The organism is Sphingomicrobium lutaoense (genome assembly GCF_014195685.1).
Taxonomy (GTDB): domain Bacteria; phylum Pseudomonadota; class Alphaproteobacteria; order Sphingomonadales; family Sphingomonadaceae; genus Sphingomicrobium; species Sphingomicrobium lutaoense.
In genome coordinates, this window is record NZ_JACICF010000001.1 from 603085 (window position 1) to 628787 (window position 25703).

The window sequence follows — 25703 nt, forward strand, 5'->3', positions numbered from 1 at the left end:
ACGGGAGAAAAGTCGGCTTTCTGCGCCAATACCGTCAGCAGACGCCCACTTTGGGGAAAGCATATGGCACGACGAGGTTCGAGACTGATCGTAGCGGCGCTGGCTTCGGCAACGCTCGCGACCGCTGTCCCGGCCCTGGCCGCGGCTCCCGCTCCTTCCGCCTTCACTGCCAAGATCGAGGAAGCCAAGTCCTCAATGATGGCTGATTCCGCCGCCGCTCTCGAACTGGCGCGCGAAGCGCGCAAGCTCGCTTCGAGCGAAGCGGGGCAGGAAGATGTCGCCAGGCTCACCGCGCAATGGCTCGAGGGCGAGGCACTGATGCGCCTCAATCGTGGCGAGGAAGCGGCCGACCTTCTCGGCAAGAGCCTAGCCGAAGCCGAACGCATCGCTCCGCGAACCAAGCTGCATGCCGACCTGTTGCGATCGCACGCCTCGGTCAATGCCTTCGGCGGAAATTATGGCGAAGCACTTTCCTCCTTCCTCGAAGCGCATGAACGTTACCAGGCGCTCGGCGAGGCGCGCAGCGAAGCGATCGTCCTTCAGAATATCGGTTCGCTCTATTCGGATGCGCGCGACTATCAGCGCGTGCTCGGCTATTATCGCCAGGCGCGGCTGGCCTATCCCGAAGATCCCGCGCTTTCGCTTTCGGCGCACAACAATACCGCCAATGCGCTCAAGGAACTGAAGAAGTTCGACGAGGCCGAGGCCGAATTCCGCAAGGCGCTCGAAATCGCCGCGAAGATGGATAGCCCGCTGCTCGAGGCGCGAATCCTGACCAATATTGCCTCGACCCAATATCTGCGTGGACAGCTGGGCGCCGCCGAAGCCACCGTCGTCAAGGGCCTCGCCTTTGCCGAGAAGGGTGCCGAGCCCTGGGAGCCTTTCCTTTATGGCGTGCGCGCGCAGATCGCGCTTGCACGGGGCAATGCCAAGCTGGCCGAACGCTATCTGCAGCGCACTTTTGCCGGGCAGGACCTCGATGCGACCTCGCCTTTCTTCCGCGATTTCCATGAAACCGCCTTCACCGTCTATTCGGCGCTCGGCCAGCATCAGCGCGCCAGCCAGCATCTCGTCGCCTTCAACCGGCTCGACGGGCAAGCGCGCGACCTGTCGGCCAAGGCTAATAATGCGCTTCTCGGCGCGCGTTTCGACGCCGCCAACCGCGAATTGCGCATTTCCAAGCTGTCGGCCGAAAAGGCCGCCAACGAGGTGCGCCTCGCCAAGGCCCAGAACCAGGTCTGGTTGCTGACCGGCGGGATCGCCTTCGTCATCCTCGCTTTCCTTGCCGCACTGGCGACCTTGAGGATGATGGCGCGCAGCAAGGCGGCGATCAGTGCCGCCAATGCGAAGCTGACCTATGTCACCCAGCATGACAGCCTGACGGGCGTGTTCGCGCGCGACCATTTCCGCCACCTTCTCGAAACCGAGCAGCGCAAGGCCGCCGCGGCCGGCGAGACGGGCGTGCTGATGTTCATCGACCTCGACCGGTTCAAGCAGGTCAACGATCTTTACGGTCATGCGACGGGCGACAAGCTCCTCGCGCTGGTTGCCGAGCGTTTCCGCGCGGCGGCGGGCAAGAAGGCCGTGATCGGACGGCTGGGCGGCGATGAATTCGGCGTGATGCTGCCTTCGCCCACCGAGATGAGCGAAGCGCGCGAAGTCGCGGCTCGCCTGATCGGAATGATCGGCCAACCCTATGCCATCGACGATTTCGAGGTGTCGGTGGGCGCTTCGGTGGGCCTGGCCACGATCGGCGAGACGGACGGCGATACCAGCACCTTGATGACCAATGCCGACCTTGCGCTCTACGAAGCCAAGCGGCGGGGGCGCGCGACGAGCGCAATCTACAAGCCGCACATGCGCGACAAGCTCGAGGAACGGGCCATTCTCGAGAATGACTTGGCGGCGGCGCTGGAAGAGGGTCAGCTGTCGATTTCCTATCAGCCGATCGTCAATGGCACCAACCGTGAGGTCGTCTGCTACGAGGCGCTGATGCGCTGGAACCACCCTGAGCGGGGCGAAATCTCTCCGAGCGTATTCATCCCGATTGCCGAAGAGGCGCTGCTGATCGAGCAGCTGGGCGCTTGGATGCTGCGCACCGCGTGCAACGAGGCGGTCAACTGGCCCGAGAATGTGCGGCTGACCGTCAATGTGTCGGCGCTCCAGATTTCGAACGGCGCCTTCCTTGGCACCGTGGTCGATGCGCTGGCCAAGAGCGGGCTGGCCCCGCAGCGGCTGCTTCTCGAACTCACCGAGTCGGTGGTTCTCGAGATGGATGAGCAGCTCGAGCAGTTGCTGGCGAGCCTCAACCGGCTGGGCGTGACCTTCGCGCTCGACGATTTCGGTCGGGGCTATTCATCGCTCAACTATATCGAGAAGATGCAATTCTCGATGATCAAGATCGATCGCGACTTCGTCCAGTCGGCGGCCTCGGGTTCGCCCAAGAGCGAAGCAATCATCTCGGCGATCGTGTCGCTCGCCAAGTCGCTCGATATCGATGTGACCGCCGAGGGCATCGAGGAAGAAGACCAGGTGCGCGCGATGACGAAGCTCGGCTGTTCCTGCTTCCAGGGCTATCATTTCGGGCAGCCCAATCCGGCGGCTAACAAGGCCAAGCGCAGCGATCGCGACGAAGGACCCGCGCACAAGGTGGCGTGAGGGGCGGGCGACCCGGCGATCAGATCTTCACCTGGCTTCCCAGTTCGACCACGCGGTTGGGAGGCAAGCGGAAATAGGTCATGGCGCTTTCCGAATTGCGCATCATCGACGCGAACAATTGCTCCTGCCAGCGGTGCATCCATTTTCCGCGACTGGGCAGCAGGGTCTGTCGACCGAGGAAATAGCTTGTTTCCATGACCTTGCACGGTCCGCCACCGCCGTCGAGCCGGGCCAGCGCGCGCGGCACGTGGATATGGTCCATGAAGCCATAGTTGAGGATGACGCGATAGATCCCCGAGCCGTAGCTCTCCACCTCGGTGCGTTCGTCGTCGGGGACGCGGGGAACGTCGGCGATCTTCACGGTGAGGAGGAACGTGCGCTCGTGCAGCACCTTGTTATGCTTCAGATTGTGGAGGAGCGAAGGGGGCACGCCCGCGGTGGAGGTCGTCAGGAAAACCGCCGTTCCCGGGACACGCAGCGCCGTTTTGGCGCCGGTCCTGGCGAACAGTTCGACGGGCAGTACCTCGCGGGAGAAGTAGCGCAGAAGACGCTGGCGCCCCTTCGCCCAGGTGGTCAGCAAGGTGAAGACGAGCGCGCCGATGAGCAGCGGGACCCAGCCGCCTTCGGGCACCTTCAGGAGGTTCGCGCCGAAATAGAGAATGTCGACCGTGAAAAAGAGCGCGAGCAGCGGAATGACGAGGCTCTTGCGCCATTTCCATAGCGAAAGGAGGATCACCGAGATCAGGATGGTGTCGATCAGCATCGCGCCCGTGACCGCGATCCCGTAGGCAGCCGACAGGTTGGAGGACGAGCGGAAGGTGAGGACCAGCAGGATGACCGCGACCAGCAGGAGCCAGTTGATCACCGGGACATAGATCTGTCCGGCAGCATCCTCGCTCGTATGCTCGATGCGCAGGCGGGGCATGAAGCCGAGCTGGATCGCCTGCTGGGTGACCGAGAAAGCCCCGCTGATGACGGCCTGGCTGGCGATCACTGTCGCCAGGGTCGCGAGTATGACGAGGGGCAGGCGAAGGAGATCGGGGGCGAGATAGAAGAAGGGATTCTGGACCAGCTTCTGCGCCGAAGCGGGGTCGTGGGACAGGAGAAGCGCGCCTTGCCCAAGATAGTTGAGCAGGAGCGCGGGCATGACGATCCACAGCCAGGAAAGACGAATGGGCTTGCGGCCGAAATGTCCCATGTCGGCATAAAGGGCTTCGGCGCCGGTGACGGCCAGCACCACCGAGCCGAGCGCGAAAAATGCCCGATAGGGCTCCGTCCCGAGGAAATGCGTTGCGTTGAGCGGGTTGAGCATTTCCCAGAGCACCGGAAGATGGTTGGGAATATGCGCGAGGCCCAAGAGCGCGAGCACGAAGAAATAGGTGAGCATGACGGGCGCGAAGAAACGCGCGATTCCGGCGGTGCCGAACCTTTGCACGCTGAACAGCGCCACTAGGATGACCACTGCCAAGGGGATTACCAGCGGCGAGAAGGCGGGGTTGACGGTACTGAGGCCCTCCACCGCGGACAGGACCGAGATCGCCGGCGTAATCATGCTGTCGCCATAGAAGAGCGAGGTCGCGAACACGCCGAGGAGGATGATGCCCTTGGTCCATCGCGCACCACCGCCCTGTCGGGTGTAGAGGGCGAGAAGCGCGAGGCTCCCCCCTTCGCCGCGATTGTCCGCCCGCATGATGATCGTGACATATTTGAGCGTCACGATGATCATCATCGACCAGAAAATGAGGCTCAACACCCCGTAGACGTGCAGCGCGTCCGGGACGAGCGTATGATGACCGGCAAAGGTCTCGCGAAAGGCGTAGATCGGCGAGGTGCCGATGTCGCCGAAGACGATCCCGACCGCTCCCGCTGCCAGTTTGGCGGTGGACGCGGAAGACCGGTGCCCTCCGGCCTCAGCCATCAAAGTCTTCGTTCATCAAAGGAGTCCGGCAAAGGCGGTGGGGCGAGGTGGCATGTTGGGGGTCACTGGCGAACGAGATCGCAAGGCGCAACGTCGGTGCATACTTCGTGCATTTCGACCTTCCCGATGTGATCGGCCCCTTTATCACCAGCAGCCGTTCGCGCACAAAGGAAAAGAATGGGCCGTCGCGGGCCGTTCCGATCATGGATTTCCGGGGTGCGAAGAATGTCCGCTTTGCGCCCCAACTCGACCGTCAAAGTTTCGAAGATGATCGCCGGGCACTTCGTTCAGGGCATCTGGCACGTTCTTTGCCGGTTTTTATCTTCCCTTATGCGGCAATCCAGTGGAAGCGCCGATGAGGTCGGGTGCGCTTGGCGCGATGCGCATCATCAGGCTCTGGCGGCTCCCTGCATGGACCGGGAACCGCCAGAGACTGTTCGAACTCTAACCGCCGGGCTGTTCCATGCCGTCGACGGCCTTGCTGACAAGGATGTTGACCGCAACGCGACGGTTTTGGGCCCTGCCTTGCGGAGTTGCATTGTCCGCCGCCGGGTCAGCCTCGGACATCCCGGTAGGGGTCAGCATGCGATACGGCGCCCAACCGCATTTTTGCTGCAAGGTGTTGACGACCTTGCCGGCGCGCTTCTCGCTTAGCACCTGGTTATAGTCTTCGTTGCCGACAGAATCGGTATAGCCGACGACTAGCAGGAGCGCATTGTCGATGCCGCTAGCCTCGTGCGCCGCGGCGCACAGCTGGCTTACGTCTTCGCTCGAAATCGCCCACTTGCCCGTGTCGAAATAGATGTCGGTGGTGGCCTTGATATTGTATTGGTCGATGTCGCCGAAGCGGCCGCGAAGTGCCTCGGTCGCCGCCGCGTTTTCGGCAATGGCGGTATCATGTTCGCCAAAACGCTGCGCGGTACCGTTACGGATCATCGACGCGGTCTCGAGGTTCTTTTCCTTGAGCTTGACCTTGGTCGCGATCAGGCCGCCACCCCATTGCACCGTCTCGACCTTGACCGGCAGCCCGTTGAGCAGCGAGTCCGCGGCCAGATTGTCCTTGTCGAGGCCGAGGAAGCCGCCGCTGGACCGGATCTCGGTGCTCGGCGCGACGAGGACCACCGTGCTGGCGCCGTCATCGCCGGCTACCTGCATCTGGCCTCCTCGGCGCGCGGCGATGAAGCCCTTGAGTTCGGGACCTTCGGGCAGACCCTCCAGCGTTTCCGGGAGTTGGCCGCTTACCGTGATCGGGTCCGTTTCTCCGGTCTGTTGAGCGGAGACCGCGCTGGCCGGGATCGCCACCGCGGCCATAAGCAGGGATATCTTGTAACGATTGAAAATGTTCACAAACTTTGCTCCTTCAAGTGACCGTTCTGCCGCGTAGGCGACAGACTTTTCGGCCGCTTCGGCCTCACGGCTGTTCATCCATCCCTTGCTGCCAGATGAATGCCTCGGCGCGTTGTTTAGCCGCCATTAAATTTACGGGTGTGGCGGGCGGTGGGAGCGGCGAGCCGTGTCGGGAAAGAGATCGCGATGAGCGCTCGAGGAAGGCCAAAGTCAGGCTGCGGAATGCCATCGAGGCGATCTTTTGCTTTCGAACCGCTGCTTAAAAGAGATCGGCCGCACGGATCCGACTGGTCTACGATCCAGCTTCAGTCTTGTCCTCCATCATGGTCGCCATCGGGGTTGTGCGAGGAAGTGCCTGGAAATCTTGCTGTTGTGCCGCCGGCACCGGCTTGCTTACCGCCGTGCGCCACAAGCCGAAGAGGGCGGTGAGCAGTGCCACGGCTCCGATGGTTCCGAACAAGCCCGAGGGGCCCAGGGCCCCCATCGCTAGTGAACCCATCACGGGTCCGGCGGCGGCGCCGACAGAATAGGCCATGACGAGCCCACTGCTGGCGCTGACCCTATCGCGCTCGTCGAGGTGGTCGTTCGAGTGCGCGACGCAAAGGGGGTAGAGGGCGAAAGAGAAGCCGCCGAATATCGAGCCGAAAATCAGGATCATCGGCAGGTGGCTGACGATCGTCAGGACGCCACACAGGACCGCGGTCAGAACGAGGCAGCCGATGATCACGTGACGCCTGTCGAACCTGTCGGACAACCGTCCGAGCGGATATTGAAGCGCCACACCGCCGAATATGACGCACGAAGTGAACAGTGCCACCTGCGCCAGGGGTAGTCCGATCCGCTGCACGTAAACGGCGCCCAGCGCGTAGAAGGCGCCGAGCATTACGCCCGTCGAGACGGATCCGACGGTTCCAAGTGGCGAGGTTTCGTAGAGACGCCTGAGCGAAAAAGGTGCCGCCTCCTCGATTGCCGGCTGCTCGATAGGTGTCATGACGATCGGCAGAACCGAGAGGGACAGCAGCACCGCGGAAGCCATGAAAGGAAGCGCCGGAGCGTTGTCGCCGAGGTTGAGCAAGAATTGCCCGATGGCCTGCCCCAGGTAGAGAGCGATCATGTACGACGCGAGGATGGCGCTGCGATTGCGAGGGCGGGCAAGGCTGTTCAGCCAGCTTTCCAGACAAACGAAGACGCCGCTCATCACGAAACCGTCGGCAAAGCGAAGAATGAGCCATACCGCGGGCATGTCGAGGATCGCGTATGTGAGGCTGCTGGCCGAGTAAAAGGAGACGAATGCAGCAAACGCCCGGATGTGACCAATCCGGCCAATAAGCGCAGGTACCTTGAGGGCACCTAGCGTCAAGCCCGCGAAGTAGCTTGTCGCCACCAACCCGATGAGAAACGCGCCCTGGCCCGCTTGCTCAAGCCGGATTGCAATCAGCGTGGCGAGAAACCCGCTGCCCCCCATGAGCATGAAGATCGCCACCAGGATGGTGCGCACCGATAGGAGAGAGCCGGACATGCTCTGCACCTAGTTCGCTCGATACTTGTGATCCAGCCCTTGGCTATCACCGATTGGGTGACGGATCGCCCAGCAATTTGAAATTCATTTCCAGGCCGTTGACTCTACCTTCCAGCGCGGACCATCGGCGTGCACGCTGACCACCCAGCTTCCATCGGGAGGGAAGAGGCTGAAGGCGGACAAAAGAAGTCCGTTTACGTGCTTTTCGTAAGCTCCGCATTCGATCGGCGCCATCAGCAGTTGCGGACGTTCCAATAGCTTTTCGGCTTCAGTCAAAACAATGGGCGAGTCATCATAACCAAGATCGTAGGCGAGAAGGGTTATGCCGGGTGCCGTCTGTTCGAGAAATTCTCTCAATCTTGCTGCAAGTCCCTGGTAGTCACCTCGATCCAAAGGCAAGCCTTCGGTCCGCTTGTTCTGACGCCAGTTATAGACGACCGCACCTCGGGGTAGATCGGGTCCCGCCGGGTCATCTCGTGCATAAACACTCACCGGAACTCCGTCCTCGCGCAAAGGCCGGACGAGGGCACCGACATATGCCATCTGTCGCTCGACCGCTGCCGCTGCGGCCGTGGGACCCAGGATAGGGGGCAAAGCCAGCCTTGTGGTTCCGCACCTGTCGACCTCGATGAGCCAATTGGCCGGTCGAGCGGTTATCCAGACTTCTCGTCTAGTATCGAGGAGGATGTCCAGCGCCCGCAGCGCATGAGTTTGCTGGAGATCGATCCCGCTTGAACTGTCGTCGAAAAAGAAGTGGAGCCAATCCGACGGAGCTGCAACGCGCTGCAATAGTTTGCCGACGGCCTCGACTCGTGCTGCCAGACCCTCCGACTTCCAACATTCTGCTGCCAAGGGTGACCTGCTCCAGTCAATCCGCGAAGATGAGATGGCCAAATACTGAGGCGTCCATAGTCCAACTTGCGACGGTTCGAATGGCACTCCTCTTTGATCTAGCGCCTTTTGCATTTCGTCGTCGCCCGGAGATCGGGCAAGATCAGCTTGCATCTTTGCCCGTCTTTCTTCGAGGGCTTTCCGGCGTTTCTCGTCCATGCCGCATTCAAGGCAGCTTTTCGAAACGAGATGCAAGCATGTTGCTAGCTTCCTATCCCTCCCACATCTGAAGGGTCGTGTCGTGATCGTAGGACATTTGGCGATGGCGCCCTACTTCAGCTGCTCAAGAAACATGTAGGGAAAAGACCGAGCAGCCGATCTGTCGGAAAGACCGCCGCTAAAATGTCGGAATGTAGCTTCCGTTTCGGCGCTAAGTTTTTGGGAAAATGGTGGACGCACTAGGGCTCGAACCTAGGACCCGCTGATTAAGAGTCCTGCGCAGTTTCAATGATTTCAGTACTCGTTCCGACAAATTCAGTGACTACAATGCCCTGCATTGCTTTGAGGCGGACGGAATAGTTCGAATGGAATAAAGGTGCGCCGACTCTCCGCTTTGCGCCCTCTCTCAGTCTTCCGGCCCGGCCAAATATCCCTCAAAGCGGACTTGGGTCATACTGTTTACCCGCGAGACTCTGGATCACAGGGCAGTAACCCCCGCTCATCTCGCCACACTGCTCGATCATTGAAGTCAGTGCTTTTTCCATCTCCCCTAGATCGGCAATCTTGATTTGTACGCTAGCCAGCTGGCGCTTTGCGATCTGTTGCACTTCATCGCAGTGAATGTTCTGGCGAGGCGCAAGGCTGAGCAGCGTGCGGATCTCATCCAGCGAGAAGCCGAGCTCTCTGCCTCGCCTGATAAAGCGCAGCGTGTCGACATCAGCTGGCGAATAATCGCGATACGTTCCCTTTCTGGGGGGCGCGGCAATCAAGCCGACGCGTTCATAGTACCGGATCGTCTCGATTTTGCAGCCGGTTTGAGCGGACAGCTTACCGATCTTCATTCCGCACCCCTTGAGTCTGTAGTGCCTACAGAGATTAGATAGGGAGAAGCTATCAACTTGGAAGGCGTCTAGCGATGAGCAGTGGCAATTCCTGGTGGTCCGCACTGACGACAGGGGGAGGTATCCTCGCGTCATTCGGAGCGGCAGCCTGTTGTGCGCTTCCCTTGGCGCTGGTCTCGGCCGGGATTGGCACGGCTTGGCTTGGAGGGATCTCGCCGATCGTCGCCCCCTATCGCGAACCCCTGCTGATCGTTGCCGCACTGCTCCTACTCGTCGGAGCGGTTCAAGTTACTAGGCAATTCCGGCGCGCACGCAGTTGCCCTGCCGATGCAGCCTGCGCGAGTCCGACCTATCGCTACGCCACGCTCGCAGGTCTGGTAATCGGCCTCGGCCTGCTCGTAGGAGCATTTTTCTATGGCTGATGTCATCCCGCTCTCCAGACTGCGTTGTCCGCAATGTGGCACCGAGAAGGAAGAGGTCATGCCCACCGACGCCTGCCAGTATTTTTACGACTGTTCGGGATGCGGAGTGGTCTTGAAGCCTTTGCCAGGCGATTGCTGCGTCTTCTGTTCGTACGGGTCGATAGCCTGTCCACCCATTCAGCAGGGAGAAGGTTGCTGCGATGACTGACAAGTTTGATTTCATTGCCATTGGCTCCGGTACCGCAGCACAGGTCGCCGTCCATCGAATGGCCAAGGCGGGCAAGAGATGCGCTGTTATCGACTATCGCCCTTACGGCGGCACGTGCGCATTGCGTGGCTGTGACCCCAAAAAGATGCTGGTCAGCGGCGAGGAGGTAGTTGCCGCCTTTTCGCGGATGCGTGGTCACGGCATCGACGGTGATATACAGATCAACTGGCGCGATCTGCAGGAGTTCAAGCGAAGCTTCACCGATCCGGTGCCGGACAAACAACAAGCAAGATACGAGCGCGCCGGCGTTGCTACCTTCCACGGGAAGGCTCGCTTTGTCGGTTCATGTTCATTGGCCGTGGACAGTGATTTGCTTGAAGCGGATCATATTCTGATTGCTACCGGCGCCCAGCCGCGCACTTTGGATATCGAAGGCGAGACGCATCTCACTCACAGCGATGTCTTTCTCGAGCTTGAAAAACTTCCCGAGCACATCCTTTTCGTGGGCGGCGGTTATATTGCGGCGGAGCTGGCCCATCTTGCGGCGAGAGCCGGTGCGAAGGTCACGATTGTCCAGCGCGGCCGCGTCCTGCAGGCATTCGACCCCGATATCGTCGAATGGCTTTTACCCAGCTTCGAGAGGCTCGGCATCGAGATTGTCGACGGTGCAGTGACAGGCATTACGAAAGATGCTCAGAGCCTGCGCGTTCATGTTGGCGACCAACAATTGACCGTGGATATGGCCGTGCATTCAGCCGGGCGAGTTCCGGCGCTGGAGGCGCTCGATCTCGAAGCGGCCAATATTGCGGCGGCGAATGGGCGCCTCCTCCTGACCCCACAGCTGTGCAGCGAAACCAATGAGCATGTCTATGCGGCTGGCGATGCCGCTGCTTCGGGGCCACCGCTCACGCCGGTATCGAGTCACGATGCGAAGGTCGTCGTGGAGAACATTCTGGAAGGGAGCGGCCGCGAACCCAATTATATGGGTGTGCCGTCCGCTCTGTTTACCGTGCCGCCCGCTGCCCGGGTCGGACTGCTTGAAAAGGAAGCGTGCGATGCGGGGCTGGATTTCGATGTCGACGCCGGAGCGCACTCCAAGTGGTTTTCAGCCCGTCGACTCAATGCCGAAATCTACGGGCACAAGATGTTGATCGAACGCGATAGTGGGCGTGTCCTCGGTGCCCATATCGTTGGGCCGGGGGCAGATGAGGTCATCAATATTTTCGCACTTGCAGTGCGCCATGGCCTCACCGCCGATGATCTTAAGAGCACAATGTTTGCCTATCCCACGGGCGCGTCGGACGTGGGCTATATGCTCGGCTGAGGGAAGCGCCAAACCCACGGAACATCCGACAGAGTTGTCGGAATTCAATTCACCCAAAAAGGTGGAGATTTTCTGAGGAAAAATGGGCCGCCGTCTTCCGTCTGCGTATCCGGTGGGAGGCGGCGGCAACGCGATCGGTTACCCCCGATGACGCGGTTGCCGCCAGGTCAGCGCACGGCACCGAGATTTTGCTTTTCGGTTTGCAGTCGATCCGCAACCTATTGATATCTATAGCCTCGAGAACAGGGGCAGATTGCAAACCGGCAAGTCACGGAGGTCCGAAAGACTTCCCTTAAGCGGTTCAGATATCGAGGGAAAAATGGTGGACGCACTAGGGCTCGAACCTAGGACCCGCTGATTAAGAGTCAGCTGCTCTACCAACTGAGCTATGCGTCCACACTAAGGGCAATGCTTGAACCGAGGATCGGTTGCGCTGCGGGCGCGGCCTCTAACACCCGCTTTTCGCATGCGCAACATCTTATTTTCATCCCCAGCCCGGACGGCGCGTGTCGGTCTGCGATTTGCGGTCGATCGCCATCAGCACGCCGATCGACAGGAGCACCGTCATTACCGCCGATCCGCCGAAGCTGACCAGCGGTAGCGGGATGCCGACGACGGGTGCCAGCCCCATCACCATCATCAGGTTGATCGTGACGTAGAAGAAGAGATTTGTGGTGAGGCCCGCCGCGGCGAGCTGCGAGAAGCGGTCGTTGGCGCGGCGCGCGACCCTCAAACCCCAGCCGAGGATCCCCGCGAATCCCAGGATCATCAGCACGCCGCCGACAAGGCCCCATTCCTCGACCATCGCCGAGAAGATGAAATCGGTATGGCCTTCGGGCAGATATTGGAGATGGCTTTGCGAGCCGTTGAGATAGCCTTTGCCCCAGACCCCGCCCGAACCGATCGCGATCTTCGACTGGGACAGGTTGTAGCCCGCGCCCAGGGGATCGCTTTCGGGATCGAGGAAGATGAGGATGCGGCGCTGCTGATATTCGTGGAGGAAGCTGAAGGCGAGCGGGATCGCCGCCGCCGTGGCGAGGCCGCCGGTGATGAACAGCCAGGCGGGCAGGCCTGCGAGGAACATGACTGCGATGCCGCCGAGCATGAGCACCAGCGAGGTGCCCAGATCGGGCTGGATCATGGTGAGGCCCGCGGGAATGCCGATCAGCGCCGCGGCGGGCCAGATCGCTCGCCACTTGCGGATGTCGCCGGTGGGCAGAAGCTCGTAGAAGCGGGCGAGCATGAGGACGAGCACGGGCTTCATGAATTCGGAGGGCTGGAGCTTCATGAAGCCGAGGTCGATCCAGCGTTGGGCGCCCTTGCCGACGAAGCCGACCAGTTCCACCGCGACGAGCAGACCCAGCACCGCCAGATAGGCCAGCGGAGTCATCGACTTGATGAAGCTGACGGGCATGTAGCGTATCGCGATGGCGACGCCCAGAAGCGCGATGAAGATGCTGCCTTGGCGCAATGCCCAAGGCTGGAGCGAGCCGCCGGCGGTCGAATAGAGCGTCATCAGCCCCATCGTGCCGATGGCGATGATGAGGAAGATCACGCGCCACGGAAGCTGGGCGACGGGGCGTGGGACGATGATCACGCGCCGTCCCCTTCGCTCGGCGTGGGCGAAGGCGCGGCATTGGCGTTGGCGACGTCGAGGACATGCTGGTGGAAGGCCGCCGTGCGCTGCTTGAGGCTGCCGCCCCATTGTTCTTCCATCTGTTCGAGCGATGCCATCGCCTTTTCCCGGTCGTAGAGATAAGTGAGCACGTCGCGTGCGACCGGCGCGGCGGCGCGGCTGCCGCCCATCCCATGTTCGATCACCACCGAGACCGCGAAGCGCGGCTTGTCCACCGGGGCAAAGCCGATGAAGAGCCCGTGGTCGCGATATTTCCACGGCACATTGCGCCCGTCGCCCGAAGAGAGGCGGCGGACCTGCGCGGTGCCGGTCTTGCCGCCCATCTCGATGCCGTCGAGGGGCAGGCGGCTGGCGCCCGCGGTGCCGTCGCCATTGACGACCTGCCACATGCCGCGCCGTGCGACGTCGAGATGCTGGGTCGGGATGTCGAGCAGAGGCGCGGGCTTGGGATGGACGCCGACCAGCTTGGGGTCGATCGCCCGGCCCGAGGCGATGCGCCCCGACATCACCGCGAGTTGCAGCGGATTGAGGATGACATAGCCCTGGCCGATGATGGCGTTGAGCGTATCCGCCGAGGTCCAGGGCCGGTCATATTTGCGCATCTTCCATTCGCTGTCGGGAATGGTGCCATAGCTTTGGCTGACGACCGGCAGGTCATAAGTCGCGCCGAGCGTCAATTTGCGCGCCATGTCGGCGATCACGTCATAGCCGACGCGGTGGCCCATGGCGTAGAAATAGGTGTTGCAGCTTTTGGCGATGGCGCGGTTCATGTCGACCGAGCCATGCTTGCCGAGGCAGCGGAAGAAACGGTTGCCGAGCTGGTAGCCGCCGGGACAGAAGACGCGTTCTTCGGGGTCGATGCCCTGGCCCTGGAGCGCGAGCGAGGCCATCGGCTTGAGGGTCGAGCCCGGGGGATAAAGGGCATTGAGCGTCTTGTTGACCAGCGGGCGGCGCTCATTCTCGGAAAGAAGCCGCCATTCGGTGCGCCCGATGCCGTCGGAGAAGCTGTTGGGATCGTAAGCGGGCATCGAGGCCATCGCGAGGATTTCGCCGGTCAGGCAGTCGAGCACGATGCAGGCGCCCGATTCCAGCCCCATGCGGCGCGCGGCAAATTCATGGAGGCCCGCGTCGAGCGCGAGTTGCACCGTGCCGCCCGAACGGTCGGGCTTGGGTTCGAGTTCGCGCACGAGGCGTCCGCGCGCGGTCAATTCGACGCGCTGGCCGCCCGGCTGTCCGCGCAGGCGCTTCTCGAGCGTTTCCTCGAGGCCTTCCTTGCCGATCTTGAAGCCCGGGGTGACGAGCAGCGGATTGTTATCCTCGGCTTCATATTCCTCCCGGCTGGCGGCGCCGACATAGCCGACGAGATGCCCGACCGCGGGGCCGGCGGGATAGAAGCGGCGGAAGCCGCGCATCGGTTCGATGCCCGGAAGTTCGGGCAGGCGGACCGTTACCGCGGCATATTGATCGTAGGGAATATTGTCCGCGACCTGCACTGGGCGATAGCCGCTCTTCGACATGATCTCGTCACGGATGCGCTGGCGTTCCTCGGGATCGATGTCGAGCAATTGGGTGAGAAGATCGAGCTCGCGGTCGATATTCTCCTTGTCCATCTGGTCGGGGATCGCGTCGACGCGGAACGCCGACTGGTTGATCGCGATGGGCGCGCCATGACGATCGACGATCCAGCCGCGGCGCGGCGGGACGATGATCATCTGGACGCGATTGTCCTCGGCGAGCGTCTGGTAATATTTGTTCTGGCTGATCGAGAGATAGCCGAGACGGGCGATGAGTGCCGCGCCAAAGGTCGCCTGAAGCCCGCCCACCAGCATCATGCGGCGGGAAAAAAGCTGCTCGCGATTCTGTTCGGTGACGCGCTTCATCGATCGCGCAGCCTCTTGGCGTCGGCCCAGTTGACGATCCCCGCGATGAGCGGGAAGAGCAGCACGGCGATGACGATCGGCGCCCCGTTGGCCGCGAGCGGCACATCGGCGCCATTGAGGCGCGCGACCTGCCATTGCACCAGCTCGGCGACCGCGATGAGGATCGCGGCGACCAGCCATTCGGAGGCATAGTCGCGCCATTCCCTGCGTCGTTCGATCAATTCGGCCACGATCATCGCCAGCGAGAAGGTGAAGACACTCAAGCCGATCATATGGCCTGCGACCAGATCGTTGAAGAGGCCCGCGACCGGGGCGAACCAGGGACTGAAGGCGAGGGGGCGTTGCAGCCGCCAGGCAATGAGGAAAAGCAGCGCCATGTCGGGCCACCAGCCACGGAAGCTGATCACCGGCCAGAGCGCGAAGAAGCTGGCGAGCAGCACCATTGCGGGTGGCCAATAGGCCGCGCCGGGAACCGGGCCACGGCGGAATTGCGCGCTACTGGAGAGCGAGCGCCGCCCCATCATTCGTCTCCCAGCGGGTCACTGGCGAGAGCGGCGGGTTCGAAGGGAGGTTCGACGATGGCGAAACCGCTTTCGGCGGGGCGGGCCATGGGCACCGCGATCGCGCCGTCATCGTCGAGACGGATCACCTTCGCGACCGGAACGAGCGGGGGATAAAGGCCGCCTGTCCCGCTGGTCGCGATGATGTCGCCCGGACGAAAGGGATTGCGGCCAACCTCGAGCGGACGGATGTCGATGGTGCCGTCGCCGCGCCCCTTGGCGATCACCGCTTCGTCGGTGCGCAACAGCTTGGCGGGCACTACGTTGGCCCGGTCGGAAACGAGGAGGACGCGGCTGGCGAAGCGGCCGGTATCGACCACCCGCCCGATGAGGCCGCGGCTCGAGCGCACTGGCATGCCGTTGGCGACGCCATTCTCGCTGCCCACCGAAAGCACCGCGAAGCGTCGCGGGCTGTCCTGGCTCGATCCGATGATACGGCCGGTGGCGATGGGTTCGCGCGAGCGTTCGACGAGGCCGATCGTCTGCTTGAGGCGGATATTCTCGCGCATCACCGCTTCGGCCTCGATCAGGCGGCGGCGCAGTTCGTCACGCTCCTCGCGGAGCGCGGCATTCTGTTCGGCGGCATCCCAATAGTCGCCCGCGCCGCTGGCGAGGCCCTCGACCGTCGCGGCCACCGCGCTGCCGGTTTCTGCAATGGGGCGCGTGGCGTCGATCGCGGCGCCCCTGATATCGGCAAAGGTACGCGGTGCCACCAGCGAGACGGTGAGCAGGACAAGACCCAGCACCGCCCCGGCGACAAGCGCAACGAACCCGAAGAACAGGCTGTATTGCGCCCGTCGGGACCAGCCCGAGCGCCGGATCATCGGCGGCGCCATCAATCCACCCTATGCGGTCTGGAGGACGCCGCGGAACTGTTCCTCCTCGAGCGCCCGGCCGGTGCCGATCGCCACGCAGGTCAGAGGATCCTCGGCAACCGTCACCGGCAGGCCGGTCTCGTCGCGGAGAACCTCGTCGAGGCCTTCGAGAAGCGCGCCGCCGCCGGTAAGCACTATGCCCTGGTCGCAAATGTCGGCGGCCAGTTCGGGAGCGGTATTTTCGAGCGCGATGCGCACGCCCTCGACGATGGTGCCCACGGGTTCCGAAAGCGCTTCGGCAATCTGGCCCTGGTTGATCGAGATTTCCTTGGGCACGCCGTTGACGAGGTCGCGGCCCTTGATGTGGACCGTCTCGCCGATCCCGTCGAGCGGGGGCTTGGCGATGCCGACTTCCTTCTTGATCCGCTCGGCGGTGGCTTCGCCGATCAGGAGGTTGTGGTTGCGGCGGACATAAGAGGAAATGGCTTCGTCCATCTTGTCGCCGCCGACGCGCACCGAGGTGGTGTAGGCAAGGCCGCGCAGCGAGAGGACGGCGACTTCGGTGGTGCCACCGCCGATGTCGACGACCATCGAGCCCACCGGTTCGGTGACCGGCATGTCGGCGCCGATCGCGGCGGCCATCGGTTCCTCGATCAGCCACACCGCGCTGGCGCCCGCGTTGGAAGCCGCGTCACGGATCGCGCGCCGTTCGACGCTGGTCGAACCCGACGGCACGCAGATCACGATTTCGGGGAAACGCCAGGCGCGCATCCTGCCGCCATGCACCTTCTCGATGAAATGCTTGATCATCTGTTCGGCGACATCGATGTCGGCGATGACGCCGTCGCGCAGCGGGCGGATCGCCTCGATCTGGTCGGGGGTCTTGCCCATCATCAGCTTGGCGTCGTCGCCGACCGCCTTGACCTTCTTGATGCCATTCTCGGTCTCGATCGCAACGACCGACGGTTCGTTGAGAACGATGCCGCGTCCGCGTACATAGACCAGCGTGTTGGCGGTGCCGAGATCGATGGCCATGTCATGGCTCATCCATTTGAACCAGCGGTTCCAGAACATAAGAGGCGTTACTCGCTTTCGCTTTATCTGCTGATGAACGGGCGCTAACGCCCTTTCACAACGGGTTAATCCGCTACCGATGAAAGAAGCATGAATTTCCTAAGAAAAACAGCACTTCGCGTGAAGTTCCGGATTGGGCTAGAAGGGGCCATATGTCAATAAGAAGGCTGCCCTCGGACCTCATCAATCGCATTGCCGCGGGCGAAGTCGTGGAGCGTCCGGCAAGCGCGCTCAAGGAACTCGTTGAAAATGCTCTGGATGCCGGGGCGGCGAACGTCACCGTGCGGATCGCCTCGGGCGGGATCGAGAAGGTCGAGGTGGTCGATGACGGCCATGGCATGAGCCCCGCCGACATGGCGCTGGCGCTCGAGAGGCATGCGACCTCGAAACTTCCCGACGCGCATATCGAGAATGTGTCGAGCTTCGGATTTCGCGGCGAAGCGCTGCCCTCGATTGCGAGCGTGTCGCAGTTCACCCTCGAGAGCCGGGTGCGCGGCGAAGAAGGCTGGCAGATCATCGTCGATCATGGCGAACGGGTGAAGGAAGGGCCCGCCGCATTGCCGCCCGGTACGCGCATCCGGGTCGAGCAGATCTTCGCCAAGGTGCCCGCGCGCCGCAAGTTTCTGCGCACGCCGCGCTCCGAATATCAGGCCTGCCTCGATGTCATGCGCAGGCTGGCGATGGCCCGCAGCGATGTCGGCTTCGTCTTCGAGCATGACGGGCGGCGCGTGATCGAGGTGCAGCCGCAGAGCGCGCCGCAGCGCGTGGCGTCGCTGTTGACCCCCGAGCTTGCGCGCCATGGCCTCGGCATCGACACCGCGCGGGGCGAGATGCGAATGACCGGGGTGGTGAGCCTGCCGACCTTCAACCGGGGAATGGGGGACCAGCAATATCTGTTCGTCAACAAGCGGCCCGTGAAGGACCGCTTGCTCGTCGGGGCGCTGCGCGGTGCCTATCGCGACCTGTTGCCGCGCGACCGTCATCCGATCGCCGCGCTGTTTCTCGACCTGCCGACCGACGCAGTGGATATCAATGTTCATCCCGCCAAGACCGAAGTGCGTTTCCACGATGCCGCGGGCGTGCGCGGGCTGATCGTCGGGGGCTTGCGCCATGCGCTCGAGGAAGCGGGGCATCTGTCGGCGGCGCGCGAACAGCATGCCCAGCCTGCCGCCTGGCAGGTCGAGCCGGTGGGAGCGCAGGCGCCTTCTTCGGAGGCGTCGCCCGTCCGGCCCTTTGGCGAAGTGCGCGATGCGCCTGCCGCGCCACTGCCACCGAGTCAGTCGAGCGTGTGGGAAAGCCAATCCACTTTCGCGGCGCCGCCGCAGGCCCGGGCCGAGCCCGCCGAAGCGCCGACCCCTGATGCCGAACGCTATCCGCTCGGCGCGGCGCGGGGGCAGGTTTCGGCGACCTATATCGTCGCCGAAGCGAGCGACGGGCTGGTGATCGTCGACCAGCATGCCGCGCATGAGCGGCTGGTGCTCGAACGGATGCGACGGGCGGTGAAGGGCGAGCGGGTGATGTCGCAGCCGCTGCTGATCCCCGAGCCTGTCGAGATGGACGAAGCCGATTGCGACCGGCTCGAGGAAGCGGCCGGGGAATTGGCCAAGCTGGGGCTCGAGATCGAGCGGTTCGGGCCCGCTACCATGCTGGTGCGCGCGGTGCCTGCGCCGCTGGGTGACCGTGTGAAGGCGCCCGCGCTTCTTTCCGATCTCGCCGCCGAACTGGCCGAGCTGGGAACGGCGCTTGCCTTGCGCGACCGGCTCGATGAAGTGGCTGGGACGATTGCCTGCCATGGTTCGGTGCGCGCGGGGCGCGTGCTGTCGGTGCCCGAGATGAACAGCCTCTTGCGCGAAATGGAAGTCACTCCGCACAGCGGGTCGTGCAACCATGGCCGCCCGACCTGGGTGAAGCTGGCGCATGACGATATCGAGAAGCTGTTCGGGCGAAAATAGGCTGATTCGCGGAGTGTGTGCGGGAGCGCGAAGAGATTTTCGCGCCTTTCGACGAACGGCTTGCCGGCATCTAAATCACTGAAAGAATTCCATCATTCATCGAGCGAAATGCCGGATGAACGCGAGCTTACAGCTTTCTCATCGTCCGTTCATGCGCGCAGCGCAAGCGAGGGGCCATCGGCGCACGGCTTATGGAAGCGTGCGCGAAGTTGAATGGAGAAAAATGATGAAGAAGCTTGCATTTGCACTCATCCCCGCGGCGATGGTCGCGCTTCCGGCGGCGGCGCAGGCCGCTCCGCAGGGCGCCCGTGCCGAAGTCCAGCTTGGCTGGGACCAGTTCAAGACCGGTGATGACGTGGAATCCGTCAAGAGCGATGGCATTTCCTACGGCCTTGGCGCGGGTTACGACTTCGCCGTGGCCCCGACCGTGTCGCTCGGCATTGACGCCGAGATCGCTGACAGCAGCGTCGAGGAAAGCGAAAGCGGCATGATCGGCAACACTGCCTATGACGCCTCGATCGACCTTGGCCGCGATCTCTATGCCGGTCTTCGCGCCAGCTTCGGGATTGCCGACAATGCCAATGTCTATCTGAAGGGCGGCATCACCAATGTGAAGGCCGACTATCGCATCACCTATGACGATGGCGCTTCGGTGATCACCGAGCAGTTCAGCGATGACGAAACCGGCTATCGCCTCGGTGCGGGCCTCCAGTTCGGGCTGGCCAGCAATGCCTATGCGGGCGGTGAATATCGCTATTCGAACTATGACGAAGGTCTCGATCGCCACCAGGTGATGGCCACCGTCGGCGTTCGTTTCTAATCGATCGACGGATCGACAGGAGGGGAGGCGTAGGGCGCAAATGCCCTGCGCCTCCTTTCATTTGAGGCGGTCGAGGGCCTGGCGCACCGCTTCGATCTTCGCGGACCGCGCTTCCTTCCTTGCCGAGCGGAGCAGGGGATAGCCTTCGGCTTCCTCGCCCTTCAGCTGCTCGGCGAACTTGCCGGCGCGGACGTCGGCGAGGATCGCGCGCATCTTCGCTTTTTCCTCTTCGCCGACCATCCTGGGGCCGCCCAGCACCGCGCCCAGTTCGGCGGTGTTGCTGATCGCTTCGCGCATTCCAGCAATGCCGCGCGCTTCGATGAGGTCGGCGAGCAGCTTCAGTTCCGAGACGCATTCGAAATAGGCCAATTCCTCCGAATAGCCTGCCTCGACCAGCGTTTCGAAGCCCGCTTCGAGAATGGCGGGGACCGCGCCCCAGACCACTGCCTGTTCGTTGAAGAGATCGGCTTCGCATTCCTCGGCGAAAGTCGAGGCGATGAGGCCAGAGCGGGCGCAGCCGATTGCCTTGCCATAAGCCTGGACGATGGCCGCGGCCTTGCCCGTCACGTCCCGTTCGACCGCCCAGAGGCCCGGCATTCCCTTGCCTTCGCGGTAGAGCGAGCGGAGCGCGGTGCCCGGGCCCTTGGGCGCGAGCATCACCACGTCGAGATCGTCGCGCGGGTCGATGAAGCCGAAGTGCACTGCAAGGCCGTGGCTGAAGCCCAGCGCGCTGCCCTGGGGAAGGGCCGAGGCGATCATGCCATAGGCTGACGTCATGACTTCATCGGGGACGAGCATCATGCTGAGCGCGGCACCATCGACGGCCGCGTCGGGCGCGGCATGGCGAAGCCCGTCGGCCTCGACCTTTTCGATCGAGGGGCTGTTTTCGCGAAGGCCGATCACCACCTCGAATCCGCCGTCATGGAGATTGAGCGCCTGTGCGCGGCCCTGGTTGCCATAGCCGATGATCGCGATCTTCCTGCCCTCGAGAGGGGCGGGGTCGATGTCCGGGTCGCGCAGCAATTGCATGGAGCCGTCCTACAGGCCGGAGCGCAGAAGCGCCACGGCTTCTTCGGCGCCTTCGCCGGGGCGGGGAAAATGCTCGAACCGTGGCCAATCGCCGGGTGGCTGGCGGCGGAACCAGGTATATTGGCGCTTGGCATATTGGCGGGTTGAAAGCTGTCCCGCGGCGATCATCTCCTCGCGGCTGGTCTCGCCCGCGAGATAGGCCGCGATCTCGGGCACGCCGATCGCGCGCATCACCGGAAGCGAAGGATCGAGATGGCGGGCGAGGAGCGCTTCGACCTCGTCGAGCGCGCCTTCTTCGACCATGCATTCGAACCGCCGGTCGCATAGCTCGAACAGCTCTTCGCGGGGAGGGAGGAGGATGAGCGGCGAGAGCCCGACCTTGTCGCCGATCCCGCCTTCCTTGTGCGCTTGCCAGTAGGACAAAGGCTTGCCGGTCGAACGGACCACCTCGAGCGCGCGGGCGACGCGAAGACTGTCGCCCGGATGGAGGCGGCGGGCGGCATCTGGATCCTCTTTAGCAAGGTCGGCATGGTTGGCAGCAGCATCGCGCGAGCGGATGGACGCGCGGATGTCGGGGTCGATGTCGGGGACCGGCGCGATGCCCTCGAGCAGGGTGCGGAGATAAAGGCCGGTTCCGCCGACGAGGATGGGCAACAGGCCCTTTTCGTGCGCCTCGTCCACCTCGACCCGGGCCAGCGCCGCCCAGTCGGCAGCCGAGCAGGGCCGGGCGCCGTCGCGCACGCCGTAAAGGCGATGCGGTGCGGCGGCGAGTTCGTCGGGCGAGGGGCGGGCGGCGACCACGTCGAGGTCGGAATAGATTTGCGCGCTGTCGGCATTGATGATGACGCCGTTCGCTTCCTGTGCCAGCAGGATGGCAAGTGCCGACTTGCCGCTGGCGGTCGGACCGGCAATGAGGGCGAGAGGAGGATAAAACTTGGCCATTGCGACGCTCATAGCAGCCGGAAGGCTTGACGATAGCCTGCTTCGCGCCGCCGCCGAGCGGGTCGGGTGCGCCAAGGCACCCCTGTGGCGCGACGGGCAGGACGCGGCGCAGTTGCGCGTCGGCAATGGCGAGGAAGCGCGGCAGGCGATCGAGGGGTGGGAAGGCATGGACATCATCGTCCAGCCCGATCCCATTCCCGACTATCGCCTGTTCATCGCCGACATGGATTCGACCATGATCGGGCAGGAATGCATCGACGAACTGGGCGACATGGCGGGCGTCGGGGGACGCATCGCCGAGATCACCGAGCGCGCGATGCAGGGCGAATTGGATTTTCGCGGTGCGCTTGCGGCGCGGGTCGAGCTATTGGCCGACCAGCCCGCCGGGATCATCGACCGGTGCATCGCCGAGCGGATCCGGCCAAGGGAAGGCGCCGAGCGACTGGTCCGGACGCTCAAGGCACGCGGGGTCCGCTGCGTTCTCGTGTCGGGGGGCTTTACCCGTTTTGCCGACCGGATCGGTGCCGACCTCGGCTTCGACCGGGTCGTCGCCAATCGGCTGGGCGAAGCGGAGGGGCGCTTGACGGGCCGGGTGGACGGCGATGTCGTCGATGGCGCGGTGAAGGAACGGGTGCTGCGCGAAGAAGCGGGCGAGGGCGCTTCGCTGGCGATCGGCGATGGCGCGAACGATCTTGCAATGATCCGCGCGGCGACGGTGGGAATCGCCTTTCGCGCCAAGCCGATCCTGGCCGAGGCCGCCGAAGCGCGGCTCGACCATCATCCGCTCGACGCGCTTCTCTGGGCGCTGGGGATCCGGCGCGAGGACTGGGTCTAGTCGACCTTTACCGGGAAACAGGCCTGTCCCGAGGCCGACAAGGATTGGCAAGCGGCCTTGGCCTGCGCTGAGCTGGCGAAGGGGCCGACCTGTAGACGGGTCACTTTTCCTGCTGCGACGAGGAATGAACGTTTGCCCGCAAGCGCCTTGTGGCCTTTGACTTTTTCAAAAAGGCCCGATGCCGAACTGCGCTGGGAGAAAGCGCCGAGTTGGACCCGCCAGGGGCCGGTGGCGCTGCTGGCCTCGGCCTTTTTCGCGGCAGGCTTGGGCGCGGCTTTCGCGGCGGGCTTCTCGGGCGCTTTCGCAGCGCTTTTTGCCGGTGCGGGCCTGGTCGCTGGCGTTTCTATCTTGGGCGCGGCGCGGGCGGCGCTCTTTTGCGGAGGGGCGGCACTCTTGCTGGTCTGGCGAGCAGCGAGCGCGCGGCCTTCCTTTTTAACTGCTTCGGGAAGCAGGCGATTCATCTCCGACTTGGTCGCTTGTGCGGGGCCGAGGCCCGATGCGGCGGCCCGGCTGACATAGGCATAGGCGCTGACCTGGTCGATCGGAACGCCGTCGCCATTGAAGAGCGCGGTGCCATAGACCAGCATGGCGCGTGGATCGCCCTGTTCCGACGCAAGGCGCAGCCAGCGCAGCGCACCCGTCCGGTCGCCGTTGTTGAAGAGGATGAGGCCGAGATTGGTCTGGGCATCGACATGGCCCTTGTTTCCGGCAATCTCGAAATAATGGCGGGCGCGCGAGAAATTCGTGGGGACGCCGCGACCCAGACGATAGGCCTGCCCCATGTTGAAGGCGGCGTCGGCATCGCCCCGGTCGGCGAGCGGGCGCCAGATCGAGACCGCCTTCACATGGTTACCTGCCTGCCATGCGCCGATCCCTTCCTCGACGCTCTGCGCGTGGGAGGGTGCGGAGGCCGTGGCGACCATGGCCGCGGCGATTGCCAGGAAGAATTTCTGCTTCATCATTCCAATCCGTGGGTTACCGGCCGGTCCCTTAGGGACGGCGCGCGCATCATCCGCCCATTCGGGGTGTCATGCAAGTGCGTCAAAAAGCGCGTTAACCAGATTTTAGCCCCTTCCGTGTCAATTCGGCACTGAACAACAGCGTCCATCGTCTGAGGGGAAGATAATGCGCGTTCTCGCAATGGCATCACAGAAGGGAGGGTCAGGCAAAACGACTCTATCCGGACATCTGGCGGTGCAAGCGCAACGAGCCGGGGCTGGCCCGGTCTGCCTGATCGATATCGATCCGCAGGGGTCCCTTGCGGACTGGTGGAACGAACGGGAAGATGAAATGCCTGCCTTTGCGCAGACCACCGTGGCCCGGCTCGCGTCGGACCTCGAGGTGCTGCGTCAGCAGGGCTTCAAGCTGGCCGTGATCGATACGCCGCCGGCCATCACCATGGCCATCCAGTCGGTCATCGCGGTGGCCGAATTGATCGTCGTTCCGACCCGACCGAGCCCGCACGACCTTCGTGCCGTGGGCGCCACGGTCGATCTGTGCGACCGGGCGGGCAAGCCGTTGATCTTCGTGGTCAATGCCGCGACGCCCAAGGCCAAGATCACCTATGAAGCCGCGGTCGCGCTGTCGCAGCATGGCACCGTGGCTCCGGTCACGCTTCATCACCGCACCGATTATGCCGCTTCGATGATCGATGGACGCACGGTGATGGAAGTCGATCCCGAAGGCCGCTCGGCGCAGGAAGTGACCGCGCTCTGGGATTATATCTCGGACCGCCTGGAAAAGAATTTCCGCCGGACGGTCTTTGCCGCTCCGGGAGCCAGCCATGTCGCGGCTCCCCATTCGTCTCGCCCTGTCGGCGGCTTCGGTCGCCGGGTAGTCGGGCAGTAGAGGAGGCCGACCCACCATGAACAGCGAACATAAGGCCTTCGCTTCTCTTTCCTCGGGCTTGCTGGCCCGCAAGGGAGACGCGCGTCCCGCCATGCGCCGCCAGGGCTTTGGCGAAATGGGCCAGGATCTCGACGATCTCGGCTGGAACGACATGGGCGACGATGATGCGCCCACGGGTCCGGCTCCTTCCTTCGGCGGCGACGCCGATGGCGATGACAATGACCGTGGCGTGCTGGCCGCGCTCGGCCCGCTGGCGGGTCTGTCGGCCCAGAAGGCCGTGCAGGACCAGATCCAGTCGGTCGCGACCCAGGCCAAGTCGGTCGAGGAACAGCGCGCCGACATCATGGCGCATTTCAAGATCGCCGAGGGCGAGGAAGCCGACGACGGCGCGGACATCGAGGATGAAACCGCCGAACTGTGGGATCCCGAAGCCGAAGATGACGGCAATGTCTTTGCCGGTCACACCTCTTCGGTCGCCAAGAGTGGTGTCGAGCTGGACGAGGGCGAAGAACCGCTCGAAGTCAGCGAAGTCTACCAGGAAGAGGTAGAAGAGCCCGTCGCCGCTTCCTTCGACGAGGACGAGAGCGACGACGATCGCTTTGCCGTCTACGCCGAAAGCGAGGACGCACCCGAGGCCGCCATGCCGGTCGAGGAAAGCGTGGAAGCCGAGGAAGCTGCCGAAGCCGTCGAGGCCAAGGCACCGGTTTCGATCGCCGACGTGGTTCCGATGCCGACGCGCCAGGCGCAGCCCGCCAAGCCCCGCCGCGTCCGCCGGGAAGTGCGCAGCCGCGCCGCGCCCGGCAGCAAGGAAAAGGCTGCCTTTACCTTGCGGCTCGACAAGTCGCGCCACCTCAAGCTGCGCCTCGCCAGCGCGGTCACGGGGCGCTCGGCCCAGAAAATGCTGATCGAGGCTCTCGATCGCATGCTGGAAGAAATGCCGGAGATCGATGCGCTGGCCGAGCGCGCGCCGGAAGCTGGCAAGAAAGCCGGCTAGGGAACGATAGATTGAGGCTGAGGGGATAGC

Annotated in this window: 23 protein-coding genes and 1 tRNA gene; 10 read left to right on the top strand and 14 right to left on the bottom strand. The window is 63.3% G+C overall.

All coding sequences use genetic code 11. From position 1 onward, the window contains the following. The first annotated feature begins 63 nt into the window (after positions 1 to 63). Positions 64 to 2658, top strand: a complete 2595-nt coding sequence (locus FHS50_RS02815; protein ID WP_183932867.1) for an EAL domain-containing protein — start codon at positions 64 to 66, stop codon at positions 2656 to 2658. Positions 2659 to 2677: 19 nt separating this feature from the next. Here the strand turns inward: FHS50_RS02815 and FHS50_RS02820 are convergent, their stop codons facing one another. Next, on the bottom strand, positions 2678 to 4576 hold the full coding sequence (locus FHS50_RS02820) for a potassium transporter Kup (protein WP_183932868.1): 1899 nt from the start codon (positions 4574 to 4576) through the stop codon (positions 2678 to 2680). A gap of 107 nt (positions 4577 to 4683) precedes the next feature. On the opposite strand from FHS50_RS02820, the gene FHS50_RS02825 reads away from it, so the two are divergent. Continuing rightward, positions 4684 to 4935: a hypothetical protein gene (locus tag FHS50_RS02825; protein ID WP_183932869.1), complete on the top strand. Its 252-nt coding sequence runs from the start codon at positions 4684 to 4686 to the stop codon at positions 4933 to 4935. Positions 4936 to 5020: 85 nt separating this feature from the next. Here the strand turns inward: FHS50_RS02825 and FHS50_RS02830 are convergent, their stop codons facing one another. From FHS50_RS02830 to FHS50_RS10770, 4 genes are all read right to left on the bottom strand, one after another. Next, positions 5021 to 5887, bottom strand: a complete 867-nt coding sequence (locus tag FHS50_RS02830; RefSeq protein WP_183933865.1) for an OmpA family protein — start codon at positions 5885 to 5887, stop codon at positions 5021 to 5023. 328 nt (positions 5888 to 6215) lie between these two features. After that, a complete protein-coding gene (locus FHS50_RS02835; RefSeq protein ID WP_183932870.1) occupies positions 6216 to 7442 on the bottom strand; it encodes an MFS transporter in 1227 nt (408 codons plus the stop codon). 84 nt (positions 7443 to 7526) lie between these two features. Beyond that, positions 7527 to 8492, bottom strand: a complete 966-nt coding sequence (locus tag FHS50_RS02840; protein WP_183932871.1) for a hypothetical protein — start codon at positions 8490 to 8492, stop codon at positions 7527 to 7529. A 434-nt stretch (positions 8493 to 8926) separates the two neighbouring features. Then, on the bottom strand, positions 8927 to 9334 hold the full coding sequence (locus tag FHS50_RS10770) for a MerR family transcriptional regulator (protein WP_183932872.1): 408 nt from the start codon (positions 9332 to 9334) through the stop codon (positions 8927 to 8929). 74 nt (positions 9335 to 9408) lie between these two features. On the opposite strand from FHS50_RS10770, the gene FHS50_RS02850 reads away from it, so the two are divergent. From FHS50_RS02850 to FHS50_RS02855, 3 genes are read left to right on the top strand one after another with little or no spacing between them, the layout of a single operon-like run. Beyond that, positions 9409 to 9756, top strand: a complete 348-nt coding sequence (locus FHS50_RS02850; protein WP_183932873.1) for a mercuric transporter MerT family protein — start codon at positions 9409 to 9411, stop codon at positions 9754 to 9756. Further along, positions 9749 to 9964: a GDCCVxC domain-containing (seleno)protein gene (locus tag FHS50_RS10775; protein WP_281376315.1), complete on the top strand. Its 216-nt coding sequence runs from the start codon at positions 9749 to 9751 to the stop codon at positions 9962 to 9964. The genes FHS50_RS02850 and FHS50_RS10775 overlap by 8 nt, the downstream gene beginning before the upstream one ends. Continuing rightward, a complete protein-coding gene (locus FHS50_RS02855; protein ID WP_183932874.1) occupies positions 9957 to 11288 on the top strand; it encodes a dihydrolipoyl dehydrogenase family protein in 1332 nt (443 codons plus the stop codon). The genes FHS50_RS10775 and FHS50_RS02855 overlap by 8 nt, the downstream gene beginning before the upstream one ends. A gap of 320 nt (positions 11289 to 11608) precedes the next feature. Here the strand turns inward: FHS50_RS02855 and FHS50_RS02860 are convergent. From FHS50_RS02860 to FHS50_RS02885, 6 genes are all read right to left on the bottom strand, one after another. Further along, a tRNA-Lys gene (locus tag FHS50_RS02860) sits at positions 11609 to 11684 on the bottom strand. Between the two features lie 88 nt (positions 11685 to 11772). Next, a complete protein-coding gene (gene rodA, locus FHS50_RS02865) occupies positions 11773 to 12885 on the bottom strand; it encodes a rod shape-determining protein RodA (RefSeq protein WP_183932875.1) in 1113 nt (370 codons plus the stop codon). Next, the gene (gene mrdA / locus FHS50_RS02870; protein WP_183932876.1) at positions 12882 to 14804 is read right to left on the bottom strand and encodes a penicillin-binding protein 2; all 1923 of its coding nucleotides are present in this window, start codon (positions 14802 to 14804) and stop codon (positions 12882 to 12884) included. Before mrdA ends, rodA begins: the two co-directional genes overlap by 4 nt. After that, on the bottom strand, positions 14801 to 15328 hold the full coding sequence (gene mreD / locus FHS50_RS02875; protein ID WP_183932877.1) for a rod shape-determining protein MreD: 528 nt from the start codon (positions 15326 to 15328) through the stop codon (positions 14801 to 14803). Before mreD ends, mrdA begins: the two co-directional genes overlap by 4 nt. Further along, positions 15325 to 16200, bottom strand: a complete 876-nt coding sequence (gene mreC / locus FHS50_RS02880) for a rod shape-determining protein MreC (protein WP_183932878.1) — start codon at positions 16198 to 16200, stop codon at positions 15325 to 15327. The genes mreD and mreC overlap by 4 nt, the downstream gene beginning before the upstream one ends. Before the next feature lie 9 nt (positions 16201 to 16209). After that, positions 16210 to 17253, bottom strand: a complete 1044-nt coding sequence (locus FHS50_RS02885; protein WP_183932879.1) for a rod shape-determining protein — start codon at positions 17251 to 17253, stop codon at positions 16210 to 16212. Positions 17254 to 17405: 152 nt separating this feature from the next. On the opposite strand from FHS50_RS02885, the gene mutL reads away from it, so the two are divergent. Beyond that, entirely contained in the window at positions 17406 to 19205 is a 1800-nt protein-coding gene (mutL, locus tag FHS50_RS02890) for a DNA mismatch repair endonuclease MutL (RefSeq protein WP_183932880.1), read from the top strand. Positions 19206 to 19428: 223 nt separating this feature from the next. Beyond that, positions 19429 to 20025, top strand: coding sequence for an outer membrane protein (locus FHS50_RS02895; RefSeq protein WP_183932881.1), 597 nt, complete (start codon positions 19429 to 19431; stop codon positions 20023 to 20025). A gap of 57 nt (positions 20026 to 20082) precedes the next feature. Here FHS50_RS02895 and ilvC read toward each other — a convergent pair whose 3' ends face one another. Then, positions 20083 to 21054 (bottom strand): ketol-acid reductoisomerase, encoded by a 972-nt coding sequence (ilvC, locus tag FHS50_RS02900; protein WP_183932882.1) that lies wholly within the window; start codon positions 21052 to 21054, stop codon positions 20083 to 20085. 9 nt (positions 21055 to 21063) lie between these two features. Beyond that, positions 21064 to 21996 carry a tRNA (adenosine(37)-N6)-dimethylallyltransferase MiaA gene (gene miaA / locus FHS50_RS02905; protein WP_246332928.1) on the bottom strand — a complete coding sequence of 311 codons (933 nt, stop codon included), beginning with the start codon at positions 21994 to 21996 and terminating at the stop codon, positions 21064 to 21066. Between miaA and serB the strand changes: the two genes are divergently transcribed. Beyond that, complete coding sequence (gene serB, locus FHS50_RS02910; protein WP_183932884.1) at positions 21989 to 22831, top strand: phosphoserine phosphatase SerB; 843 nt, start codon at positions 21989 to 21991, stop codon at positions 22829 to 22831. The genes miaA and serB overlap by 8 nt on opposite strands. Here the strand turns inward: serB and FHS50_RS02915 are convergent. Beyond that, complete coding sequence (locus FHS50_RS02915) at positions 22828 to 23793, bottom strand: SPOR domain-containing protein (protein ID WP_183932885.1); 966 nt, start codon at positions 23791 to 23793, stop codon at positions 22828 to 22830. The genes serB and FHS50_RS02915 overlap by 4 nt on opposite strands. 163 nt (positions 23794 to 23956) lie before the next feature. Between FHS50_RS02915 and FHS50_RS02920 the strand changes: the two genes are divergently transcribed. Both FHS50_RS02920 and FHS50_RS02925 read left to right on the top strand, forming a co-directional pair. After that, positions 23957 to 24679: a ParA family protein gene (locus FHS50_RS02920; protein ID WP_183932886.1), complete on the top strand. Its 723-nt coding sequence runs from the start codon at positions 23957 to 23959 to the stop codon at positions 24677 to 24679. A gap of 277 nt (positions 24680 to 24956) precedes the next feature. Next, positions 24957 to 25673, top strand: coding sequence for a hypothetical protein (locus FHS50_RS02925; protein ID WP_407696060.1), 717 nt, complete (start codon positions 24957 to 24959; stop codon positions 25671 to 25673). Positions 25674 to 25703: the final 30 nt, after the last annotated feature.

Excerpts from the sequence above, each read along its gene's own strand:
- miaA (WP_246332928.1), bottom strand. The coding sequence starts at position 21,996 with ATGGCCAAGTTTTATCCTCCTCTCGCCCTCATTGCCGGTCCGACCGCC.
- FHS50_RS02840 (WP_183932871.1), bottom strand. The coding sequence starts at position 8,492 with ATGGACGAGAAACGCCGGAAAGCCCTCGAAGAAAGACGGGCAAAGATG.
- FHS50_RS10770 (WP_183932872.1), bottom strand. The coding sequence starts at position 9,334 with ATGAAGATCGGTAAGCTGTCCGCTCAAACCGGCTGCAAAATCGAGACG.
- FHS50_RS02895 (WP_183932881.1), top strand. The coding sequence starts at position 19,429 with ATGATGAAGAAGCTTGCATTTGCACTCATCCCCGCGGCGATGGTCGCG.
- FHS50_RS02920 (WP_183932886.1), top strand. The coding sequence starts at position 23,957 with ATGCGCGTTCTCGCAATGGCATCACAGAAGGGAGGGTCAGGCAAAACG.
- FHS50_RS02835 (WP_183932870.1), bottom strand. The coding sequence starts at position 7,442 with ATGTCCGGCTCTCTCCTATCGGTGCGCACCATCCTGGTGGCGATCTTC.
- FHS50_RS02815 (WP_183932867.1), top strand. The coding sequence starts at position 64 with ATGGCACGACGAGGTTCGAGACTGATCGTAGCGGCGCTGGCTTCGGCA.
- FHS50_RS10775 (WP_281376315.1), top strand. The coding sequence starts at position 9,749 with ATGGCTGATGTCATCCCGCTCTCCAGACTGCGTTGTCCGCAATGTGGC.
- FHS50_RS02830 (WP_183933865.1), bottom strand. The coding sequence starts at position 5,887 with ATGGCCGCGGTGGCGATCCCGGCCAGCGCGGTCTCCGCTCAACAGACC.
- FHS50_RS02850 (WP_183932873.1), top strand. The coding sequence starts at position 9,409 with ATGAGCAGTGGCAATTCCTGGTGGTCCGCACTGACGACAGGGGGAGGT.
- FHS50_RS02820 (WP_183932868.1), bottom strand. The coding sequence starts at position 4,576 with ATGGCTGAGGCCGGAGGGCACCGGTCTTCCGCGTCCACCGCCAAACTG.
- FHS50_RS02885 (WP_183932879.1), bottom strand. The coding sequence starts at position 17,253 with ATGTTCTGGAACCGCTGGTTCAAATGGATGAGCCATGACATGGCCATC.
- FHS50_RS02915 (WP_183932885.1), bottom strand. The coding sequence starts at position 23,793 with ATGATGAAGCAGAAATTCTTCCTGGCAATCGCCGCGGCCATGGTCGCC.
- ilvC (WP_183932882.1), bottom strand. The coding sequence starts at position 21,054 with ATGCAATTGCTGCGCGACCCGGACATCGACCCCGCCCCTCTCGAGGGC.
- mreD (WP_183932877.1), bottom strand. The coding sequence starts at position 15,328 with ATGATGGGGCGGCGCTCGCTCTCCAGTAGCGCGCAATTCCGCCGTGGC.
- mutL (WP_183932880.1), top strand. The coding sequence starts at position 17,406 with ATGTCAATAAGAAGGCTGCCCTCGGACCTCATCAATCGCATTGCCGCG.
- mrdA (WP_183932876.1), bottom strand. The coding sequence starts at position 14,804 with ATGAAGCGCGTCACCGAACAGAATCGCGAGCAGCTTTTTTCCCGCCGC.
- FHS50_RS02855 (WP_183932874.1), top strand. The coding sequence starts at position 9,957 with ATGACTGACAAGTTTGATTTCATTGCCATTGGCTCCGGTACCGCAGCA.
- mreC (WP_183932878.1), bottom strand. The coding sequence starts at position 16,200 with ATGGCGCCGCCGATGATCCGGCGCTCGGGCTGGTCCCGACGGGCGCAA.